The organism is Aeromonas sp. MR7 (assembly GCF_963899385.1).
Taxonomy (GTDB): domain Bacteria; phylum Pseudomonadota; class Gammaproteobacteria; order Enterobacterales; family Aeromonadaceae; genus Aeromonas; species Aeromonas bestiarum.
Genome location: NZ_CAWQXH010000015.1, coordinates 17,952 through 27,446 on the forward strand (window position 1 = coordinate 17,952; position 9,495 = coordinate 27,446).

The 9,495-nt window shown below is 63.9% G+C and carries 7 protein-coding genes; all 7 read left to right on the plus strand.

Features of this window, described 5'->3' with window-relative positions; translation table 11 throughout:
* The first annotated feature begins 1 nt into the window (after position 1).
* Positions 2–1,540, plus strand: coding sequence for a sigma-54 interaction domain-containing protein (locus tag AACW87_RS11575; RefSeq protein WP_241326795.1), 1,539 nt, complete (start codon positions 2–4; stop codon positions 1,538–1,540).
* On the plus strand, positions 1,540–2,169 hold the full coding sequence (vasI, locus tag AACW87_RS11580) for a type VI secretion system-associated protein VasI (RefSeq protein WP_241326796.1): 630 nt from the start codon (positions 1,540–1,542) through the stop codon (positions 2,167–2,169). Before AACW87_RS11575 ends, vasI begins: the two co-directional genes overlap by 1 nt.
* Positions 2,170–2,177: 8 nt before the next feature.
* Positions 2,178–3,608 (plus strand): type VI secretion system protein TssA, encoded by a 1,431-nt coding sequence (gene tssA, locus AACW87_RS11585; protein ID WP_241326797.1) that lies wholly within the window; start codon positions 2,178–2,180, stop codon positions 3,606–3,608.
* 41 nt (positions 3,609–3,649) lie between these two features.
* Positions 3,650–7,147 (plus strand): type VI secretion system membrane subunit TssM, encoded by a 3,498-nt coding sequence (gene tssM / locus AACW87_RS11590; RefSeq protein WP_241326798.1) that lies wholly within the window; start codon positions 3,650–3,652, stop codon positions 7,145–7,147.
* Between the two features lie 44 nt (positions 7,148–7,191).
* Positions 7,192–8,622 (plus strand): VasL domain-containing protein, encoded by a 1,431-nt coding sequence (locus AACW87_RS11595; RefSeq protein ID WP_241326799.1) that lies wholly within the window; start codon positions 7,192–7,194, stop codon positions 8,620–8,622.
* 291 nt (positions 8,623–8,913) lie between these two features.
* On the plus strand, positions 8,914–9,201 hold the full coding sequence (locus AACW87_RS11600) for a type VI secretion system PAAR protein (RefSeq protein ID WP_241326800.1): 288 nt from the start codon (positions 8,914–8,916) through the stop codon (positions 9,199–9,201).
* Positions 9,202–9,212: 11 nt separating this feature from the next.
* Positions 9,213–9,495, plus strand: a 283-nt coding sequence (locus AACW87_RS11605; protein WP_277606896.1) for a contractile injection system protein, VgrG/Pvc8 family, incomplete at its 3' end; no start/stop codon positions are given.

Genomic DNA, 9,495 nt, shown 5'->3' on the forward strand with positions numbered 1-9,495 from the left:
CATGGAACAAGCCCTCGCATTTGCCCTCGCCTTGACGCAGCAGCGCGATGAGCAGCACCTGTGTCACTGGTGGACCTCGACCCTCAATGCCAGCTTTCAGCCCAAGGGGATACTGCTCGGCATGCTGGACGTGAGCGGGCGCCAGCTCGAATGCACCGGCTGGGTCAAGGGGCAGAAGGTGGCGTTGGCGCTGGCGGTGGATGATTTCTCCCACCCGCTCGCCTATGTGCTGCACAAGGCCCAGTCCCGCACCTGGGACTCCCTGCACGGCGGTGCCCGCATCGAGCACACAGCGTTCCGCACCCTGCTGGCCAACCTGGGTCAGCAGTGCGGCCTGCACGCCTTTCCCCTCAATGATGGCAACGGAAAGCCGTTTGCCGTGCTGGCCATGATGGACAGCGGCGATGTGCTGCAGGAGTGGACACAGCGCCCCGAACTGGCCCTGTTGTCACAGGTATTCTGCAACCAGCTCACCCTGATCCGCGATCTGGGGCGCAGTCGGCGGGATCAGGGGATGCTGCGCGACTCCCTGCGCCAGATGAAGGGCGAGGGGGAGCGACTGCGCCAGCATGAGAAGCTGCTCGGTGATCAGCTGATCGGCCAGTCGGCGGTGATCCGCGGCCTGCGCGAGCAGATAAGCCTGGCGGGCCAGCACAAGCTGACCGTGCTCATTCAGGGGGAGACCGGCAGCGGCAAGGAGGTGGTCGCCCGGCTGGTGCACCAGTGCTCGGATCGCGCGGCCAAGCCGTTTGTGGCCATCAACTGCGCCGCCATTCCGGAAAACCTCATCGAGAGCGAGCTGTTCGGTTATCAGAAGGGGGCCTTCTCCGGCGCCCTTGCCAACAAGACCGGGCTGGTGGCCCAGGCCAATGGGGGCACCCTGTTTCTGGACGAGGTGGGGGACATGCCCGCCGCCATGCAGGCCAAGCTGCTGCGGGTGCTCGAAACCCGCAGTTACCGGCCGCTTGGGGCCGAGCAGGAGTGCCACTCCGATTTTCGCCTCATCGCCGCCACTCATCAGCCGCTCACCCGCCATGTGGAGGAGGGGCAGTTCCGGGCCGATCTCTATCACCGCCTCTGCCAGTGTCTGCTGCTGATCGCCCCCCTGCGGGAGCACATGGACGACGTGCCGCTCTTGTGCCAGCACTTCATGGCCCAGTTTGCCGCCCAGGATGGCAAGACCCTGGCAGGGTTGCAGCGCAAGTTCTTGAAGCAGCTGCAAAATTATGACTTCCCCGGCAACGTGCGCGAGCTGCGCAATCTGCTGGAGGTCGCCTGCGCCCACACCCGTCACGGGGAAGAGGTGGTGCTGGAGGCCTTGCCCCCCGAGCTGAAAGAGCGGGTCTGTGTCGAGTTGCCCGGCTCCATGGACGACTACAACCACATCCGGGATCTGCGCCGGGCCATGCAGCAGTACGAGGCCTCGGTCATCGAGGCGCGCCTGCGCTACTTCCAGGGCAATCGCATGCTGGTGGCCGAGAGCCTGAATATTCCCAAACGCACCCTGGATCACAAGTGCCAGAAACTGGAGGTGAACTGATGAGCATCCTCGGCTTGTTGCCGCTGTTGCTGGCCACCAGCGGCGCCGTGGCCCCGCTCGATATGGCGTCTTGGCAGGCGTGCCGCCGCGAGCCATCGCCGCTGATCCGGCTCGCCTGCTACGACGCCCTCGGCAATGGCCTGACCCAGACGAATGAGGGGGGCGCCCCCAAGTCTGCCGCCTGGCAGGCCATCTGGGCACAGGAGCAGGCCCGCACGCCGGACAGCCCTCCTTTCCTGTTGCAACACGATGAAGGCCGTGACAGCGAGACGCTCACCCGTCCCGCCTTGCGCGGGGCGACGCTCTCCATCGGTTGTGTCGACAGCATCACCCATATCCGGCTGCGGCTGGACACCCCCTGGGCAGGGGAGAAGGTGCTGGTCGAGCTGGATGGTCAGCCGAGTGCCGGCTCCCAGAGCTGGTTTATCCGGGATCAGGGTCTGTTGCTCGAATATGGCCGCGGTTTGCCCGCCATCGAGGAGCTCAAGCGCTGGATTGGCCATCGCGAGCTGCAGGTACGGGCCGACAACGGCACTCAGGCTCGGGCCGCTAACGGCGTCGTGCTGCGGGTCGACTTGAGCGGGCTGAAAGAGGCGCTGGCGCCGCTGCGCCAGCAGTGTCGCTGGTAGGGGGCGCCATGAGCTATCAACACCCCTGGTGCGCCCGGCTGCTCACCAGTTTGCCGGATGAACAGATGAGAAGCGCCGTGCTGGCCGACGAGCCGCGCTGGGATTATGTGGAGACCGAGCTGGTCAAGCTGGGATCCCTCGCCCACAGCCAGGTCGATCTCAATGCGGTGGCCGAGGCGTGCCTCGGCCTGCTGGAGAGCCGCACCAAGGACATGCGGGTGCTGGCCCAGTTGCTGCGCTGCCTGCAACATCCGGCCAAGGCAACCCCTCTGGGGGCCGCGCTCAGTTTGCTGGAAGCCTGGATCCAGGCTTATTGGCTGCTGGCCTGGCCCGGCAATGCCAGCCAGAAGCAGCGCTTGATGGTGCAGATCGTCAAGCGCTTCGAGGGGGCCCTGCCGCGGGTGAGTGAAAGTGCCTCGGCGGCCGAGCTGGTCCAGTTGCTGGCCCAGGCCGAGCAGCTTGAGGCTTGCTGGCGGGCCCAGTGCCCGGACAAGGGCGAGTTGCTCGATCCCCTGTTGATGGGGCTGAAGCGGGCCCAGCGCCAGCAGGTGGCGCAAGCCCAGGCCGATGCCAAACCAGAGAGCGGCGCGCCCGTGGCCACGGCGGCCAGCATGGCGGGCTCCATGTTGCTCAGTGGCAGCGCCAAGGGATCTGGCATCGAGATCGACAGCTCCAATGACAGGGCTTGGCGACAGACCCAGCTCAAGGTGGCGGAGCTCTTGATCGAGCGCCAGCCGGAGGCGGCGGTGGGCTATCGCCTGCGCCGTCACGCCATCTGGGCCGGCATCACCACACCGCCCATGAGCGCCCAGGGCCATAAAACCCAGTTGGCCCCCATGTCGACGGACATGGTGGATGAGTACCGCGCCGCCCTGGCCACACTGGAGCGGGCCGCGCCGGATCTGGCGCTCTGGCAGCGCATCGAACAGAGCCTGACCCTGGCGCCCTACTGGTTCGAGGGGCATAGGCTCTCGGCCGAGGTGGCGCAGAAGCTGGGATTTGGCGCCGTGGCCCAGGCCATAGCGCAGGAACTCGACGGTTTCTTGCAGCGCTTGCCGGCCTTGCGGGATCTCGCCTTCAGCGATGGCAGCCCGTTTCTGCCTCCCGAGTGCAGCCGCTGGTTGCAGCCAGCCAAGCTGGGTGGTGGGGGCGACGGGGAGTCCAGCCTGGCCGAAGAGGTGGCCTTGCGTCATGGGGAGCAAGGGGTGGCCGCGGCCCTCACCCTGCTGGATGAAAGGATGACGCAGTTGAAAGAGCCAAGAGCCCGCTTCCATGCCCAGTTGGTGCAGGCGGAGCTGTTGGCGCAGGAAGGCATGGAGGCGCTTGCGCGCCAGCACTATCAACACTTGTGGCAAGAGGCGAGTCGCCTGGGGTTGTCGCACTGGGAGCCCGGGCTGGTCAGTCGCCTGGAAAGCCAGGCGGCCCCGTTGTCGAAATAAGTGCCGAAATGAGTCATTGAGTCGGAGTTGGATCACATTTTATGTTCAAAACCATCTTTACCTTTCTGCGGCAACAGCTGCCGAAACTGAAACCCTCCTGGCCCCTGCTCTGTGTGGTGCTCTGGGTCGTCGCCCTCATCCTGGTGTGGTGGCTGGGGCCCAGTATCGAGATCCGTGGCGCCAAGCCGTTCGAGCCGCTGTGGGGGCGGGTGGTATTCACCCTGCTCTGGCTCTGGCTGATGCTGGGAGTCCTCTCCTGGCGCGTCTGGCGCAAGATGCAGCAACTCAAGGCCGAGCGTCAGCACGAGGTGGTGCTGGAGCAGGATCCGGTCAAGGGGCTCATCGACAAGCAGGCGCTGTTCCTGGATCGCTGGCTGCAAGCGTTGAACACTCATCTGGGCAAGGGGGCACTCTACGCCATGCCCTGGTATCTGGTGCTGGGGCTGCCCGGCAGCGGCAAGAGCAGCCTTATTCACCGCGCCAACCCGGCCAACAAGCTCAACCCCAGGCTCGACACCGAACTGCGGGACGTGGCGCAGGATCAGCTTGTCGACTGCTGGCTGGGGGAGCAGGCGGTGATGCTGGATCCTGCCGGCGAGCTCTTGTCCCAATCCGAGCCTGAGCTGGATCCGCAGGCGCGCAAGCATGAGCGGCTCTGGCTGCACCTGCTGAACTGGCTCAACGAACACCGTCGCCGCCAGCCTCTCAACGGCCTGGTGCTGACCGTGGATCTGGCCTGGCTCTCCCATGCCAGCGTGGCCGAGCGCAAGGCCTATGCCCAGCTGATGCGCTCCCGCCTGCAGGAGGTGTCGGCCACCATGAACACCCGGCTGCCGCTCTATGTCACCTTCACCAAGCTCGACTTGCTGCGCGGTTTTGATGTGGTGTATGAGCAGCTCGACAAGGAGGCCCGCGAGGCCGTGCTGGGGGTGACCTTCAACCCGGGCGACAGCCAGGGCAAATCCTGGCAGCAGGAGCTGGCCCTGTTCTGGGACCAGTGGGTGGACAACCTCAACCAGAACCTGCCCGAGCTGATGCTGGCCCGACTCGATGCCGCCCAGCGCAACGCGCTGTTCTCGTTCGTGCGTCAACTGGCGGGATTGAAGGATTACGTGACCAGCCTGCTCGACGAGACCCTGGCCATCGAGGAGAGCAAACCGCTGCTGGTACGCGGCGTCTACATCAGCTCCGTCTATCAGCAGGGGGTACCGTTCGATGCGTTTGCCCAGGCGGCGTCCCGTCGCTACAACCTGCCAGAGCCCATTTACTCGGCCCTGCGCGGGGAGTCCAACACCTATTTCGTGCGCAAGCTCTTCTCCACCATCATCTTCCCCGAGGCCCATCTGGCCGGGGAGAACCGGTTGCATACCCTCTATCGCCGTCGCCGCATGGCCATCGGCCTGAGCTGCCTGTCGCTCTTCTCGGCGGCGCTTATCGGCGGTTGGCACTACTTCTACCGGGTCAACGAGGAGGCTGGCCGCAACGTATTGACCAAGGCCCAGGCCTTCATGGAGACCAACGAGGTGGCCGATGCCCACGCCTTCGGGGTGAGCCAGCTGCCGCGTCTGAACCTCATCCGCGAGGCGACCCTCTCCTTTGGCAACTACCGTGAACGCACCCCGCTGGTGGCCGATCTGGGCCTCTATCAGGGAGACGAGATTGGCCCTTATGTGGAAGGCTCCTATCTGCAACTGCTGAGCCTGCGCTTCCTGCCGGCCCAGATGCAGGGGCTGCTGGTAGATCTCGAGCAGGCACCGGCCGGCAGTGAGGAGAAGCTCTCCATACTGCGGGTGATGCGGATGCTGGACGATGCGTCGGGTCGCAACAAGGAGCTGGTGGCGCAGTACATGGCCAGTCGCTGGCAGCAGGCCTTCCCGGGGCAGGGGGCTGTGCAGGAGCAACTGATGGGGCACCTGGATTACGCCCTCGACCACACCGACTGGCATGGTGCCCGGGCCGCCCGGGATCCGGCCGCCATCACCGCCTTCATACCGTTCAAGGAGCCTGTCTACGGCGCCCAGCGCGAGCTTGGCAAGCTGCCCATGTATCAGCGGGTGTATCAAAACCTGGTAGTGAAGGCGAATGACGTGCTGCCGCCGGATCTCAACGTGCGCGACGAGGTGGGTCCCACCTTCGACACAGTGTTTGCCCTGCGCAGCGACAACGCAGGTCAGGTGCCGCGGCTGCTGACCTGGCCCGGTTTCAACGACTTCTTCCTCAAACAGGACAAGGCGCTGATCGATCTCACCGCCATGGATGCCTGGGTGCTGGGCCAGCGCAAGCTGAGCCAGCTGAGCGAGGCCGATCGCAAGGAGATCGCCCGTCAGGTCAACGATCGCTATGTCACCGACTACGTCAACCAGTGGCAAAAACTGTTGACCAACCTGGACGTGCAGACCCTGGAGAGCCCGGAGCAGGCGCTCGACGTGCTCTCTGCCATCACGGGCAACGATCAGCCGTTCCAGCGGGTGCTGGCCTCTTTGGATGACAACACCCGCATTCGCAAGATCTCCGATGTGGAAGGGGACCCGGCCCAGGCCATCACGGCCCGCATCGGGCGTCCCTTTATGGCCACTAATGGAGCATTGGCTGGCCGTGGTGAGCAGGGGCCGCTCATTCAGGAGGTCAACCAGAAACTGGTGGAGTTGCAGCACTATCTGGAGCTCATCGTCAACGCGACCGAGCCTGGCCAGTCGGCCCTCAAGGCGGTGCAGCTGCGTCTGACCAACAAGTACGCCGATCCCGTGTTTGCCCTGCAGCAATATGCCCGCAGCCTGCCCGCTCCGCTGGATCGCTGGGTGGGTCAGCTCTCCGAGCAGAGCTCGCGGCTGGTGATCGACTTGGCCATGTCCTCCCTCAATCAGGAGTGGCAGGACAAGGTACTGGCCCCCTTCAACAGCCAGCTAGCCGGTCGCTATCCGTTCGATCCGGGCTCAGCCAAGGACGTGCCGCTCTCCGAGATGGAGCGCTTCTTTGCACCGGGCGGCACCCTGGACAGCTTCTATCAGGTCAACCTCAAACCCATGGTGGAGAGCGGCCTGATGGAGGGCGAGTTCAGCTCGCCCATGCAGGCCGAGCTGGTCAAGCAGCTGGACAGAGCCGCCCGCATCCGCCAGATCTTCTTCAGCCAGCAGGGCAACCTGGAGGTGCAGTTCGCCCTCGAGCCCATCGAGCTCACCGCCAACAAGCGACGCAGCGTGCTGAACCTGGATGGCCAGTTGCTGGAGTACGCCCATGGCCGCCGTACCAAGATCCCGCTGGTGTGGCCCAACACCATGCGTGACGGGGCCGAGAGCAAGATCACCCTGGTGCCGGCCGCCCGCGAGCGGTCACCGCGCAGCGAAGGCTTTGTCGGCCCCTGGGCCATGTTCCGCCTGATGGACAAGGGGGAGCTGACTCAGGTCAATGAGGCCACCTTCGATGTGCGCTTCCCGGTGGATCAGGGTTCCATGACCTATCGCGTCTATACCGACAGCGCGCAGAACCCCTTCACCGGCGGCCTGTTCAGCCAGTTCAGATTGCCTGAATCCCTCTATTGATCATGTCGGGGGGACACTGTGCCCCCCGCATTTTGGAAGCCGATATGTCACAGAATCAACAAGGTCAGCAGGCGCTGAAAGTGGGGCGCGACCCCAGGATGCTGCCGGAATACGAGGCGCTGCGGGCCGAAATCAACAAGCTTAGCCACGCCTCACGCCCCGAGGTGGACTGGCGCAAGATCCATCAGCTCGCCAGCCTTATCTTCGAAAAGCACGGGGTGGATCTGCAGACCGCCATCTACTTCACCCTAGCGCGCTCTCGCTTGCAGGGACTGAGCGGCTTCACCGAAGGCTGCGAGTTTCTCGCCAACCTGATCGTGACCCAGTGGGAGAGTTTCTGGCCGCCGGTGCATCAGGAGCGGGCCCGCATCGAGATGCTGGACTGGTTCATCGCCCGCATCAGCGATGTCATTCGCCAGTACCAGATCAGCCACGAAGACAAGCGGCTGATCTATCGCTGCGAGCGGGCGCTGCAACTCATCAGCGAGAAGCTGCACAACGCGGGCTTAAGCCGCATTCCCCGGGTCGAGAATCTGGTGCACTTCATCGAGGGCTACACCCATCTGTTCGATGAGACCGAGATCGTCATCGTCTCCGACGAGCCCGGCCTCAAGGAGGATCTGCAGATCCCGCCCATGGTGTTCTTCAAATCCGACATGGAGAGCGATCACGGCGCCTCTGCCGGGGCTGCGACCCCGCACCTGCCACAGGGCAGCATTCTGGTGGGGCGCGAGAAGGGACAGATGAAGCCGACCGTGCTCAAGATTGAACAGCACCGCAAGCAGCGGCCCGCCTGGTTCTGGTTTGGCTGCGGCCTGCTCAGCTGCACCCTGCCGGTCATGGGCTGGCTTGGCTGGCAACATCAGCAGCAGGAGAAGACAGTGGCGGCCCAGCGTCTGGTGCAGCCGGCCGCCGAGCTGCCGCGAGCACTCAGTTATGACGACATTCGCCAGGCACGCATAGTGCTGGGGGAGCAGACCCTGCAGAGCATGGAGAGCGATCTGGTGGCCCGTTATCAGAGCCAGCTTGCCCGGCTGGAGCAGACGTCACCGCTCTACTGGTATCGCTACGGCGAGGGACTGCGCAACTCGTTGCAGATGCTCTATCCCGACTCGCTGGCGGTCAAGGCGCTCGACAAGCAGTGGCAGAGCGCGCTGGTCGGCCAGCAGGGGGACGCCATCAGCGTGCCCACCTATCTGGATGCCCGTGCCGGGGTGGATGCCCTGCTCGATCAGCTGCTTGAGCTGGAGCGCCAACGCAAGACGGTGACCATCTCCTACCTCAAATCCCAGCTCTACGAGGTGCAGAAGAACCTGATGCAGAACATCCCGTTCAGCCTGCGCCTCAGCGAACTGGAGGCGAGAAAAGCCTCCCTGGAGCCCATCACGGCCGCCGAATTGAAGAGTCTGGAAAATGACCTGAAAGCGCTCAATATCCGGCTCTATCAGTTGCAGCAGGGCGCTGCCGGCAGTTGATCATGCTGCATCGAGCAATGAGTTGCGCAAGCGGCAGCAAATTTGACTGGCAGAGCAAGGTTTGCCGTGTCGCTTGCCCTGCCTTGCGCAATTCGTTGCAGAAACGCAGCCAAACTGTGTGAGTCGTCATCGCAATTCACTGATTTTAAACGTGATTAATGCTCGTTCAGTCATGGCATGGAGGCTGCTGGGTTGCTACCCCTGCTGTATCTGCGTCCCGGCTCATGATGGTGAGCCTGCGCCATGGCGGGAGCCCCGACGGCGACCCCCTTGCCCACACGGAGAATTCATATGTGCCCTTCTATTGCATTGCTCGGTGACATTGGCACCGATCACGATGGGTTTCACCCATCCCCCGTGATTGCCGCCAGCCCCGATGTTTTCCTCGATGGCAAGCCGGTGGCCCGGCAGGGCGATCCGCTGGCCCCTCACGTCAAGCCCAACAATCCTCCCCATCCGCGCAGCATCTCGGGGGGCGTTGGCTCCGTCTTGGTCAACGGCAAGCCTATCGCTGTGACAGGCACCGCCATAGGTTGCGGTGGCGTTGTGATTGGCTCGGGAAGCGGACTGGCAGGATAAGGAACAGCGTTATGGCAGACAGCACAGGATTACAATTTACCGTCAAGGTGGGGGCCTTGCCCGAGAGCACCTTCGTGGTAGCCGAGTTTGCTCTGGAAGAGGCGCTGAACGGGCCTTTCCAGCTGCGATTGGAATTGGCGAGCCCAGAGCCCGACGTCAACTTCGGCGCCGTGCTGGACCAGCCGTGCGAACTGCTGGTGTGGTACAACGGCGAGCTGCAGCGACGGGTGTGCGGGGTCGTGAGTGATTTTGCGCAAGGGGACAGCGGCTTTCGCCGTACCCGCTATCAGCTCA

What these genes read in the sequence shown, in the direction of transcription:
- AACW87_RS11595 (WP_241326799.1), top strand. Translation starts at nt 7,192, where the DNA reads ATGTCACAGAATCAACAAGGTCAGCAGGCGCTGAAAGTGGGGCGCGAC.
- tssM (WP_241326798.1), top strand. Translation starts at nt 3,650, where the DNA reads ATGTTCAAAACCATCTTTACCTTTCTGCGGCAACAGCTGCCGAAACTG.
- AACW87_RS11575 (WP_241326795.1), top strand. Translation starts at nt 2, where the DNA reads ATGGAACAAGCCCTCGCATTTGCCCTCGCCTTGACGCAGCAGCGCGAT.
- vasI (WP_241326796.1), top strand. Translation starts at nt 1,540, where the DNA reads ATGAGCATCCTCGGCTTGTTGCCGCTGTTGCTGGCCACCAGCGGCGCC.
- AACW87_RS11600 (WP_241326800.1), top strand. Translation starts at nt 8,914, where the DNA reads ATGTGCCCTTCTATTGCATTGCTCGGTGACATTGGCACCGATCACGAT.
- tssA (WP_241326797.1), top strand. Translation starts at nt 2,178, where the DNA reads ATGAGCTATCAACACCCCTGGTGCGCCCGGCTGCTCACCAGTTTGCCG.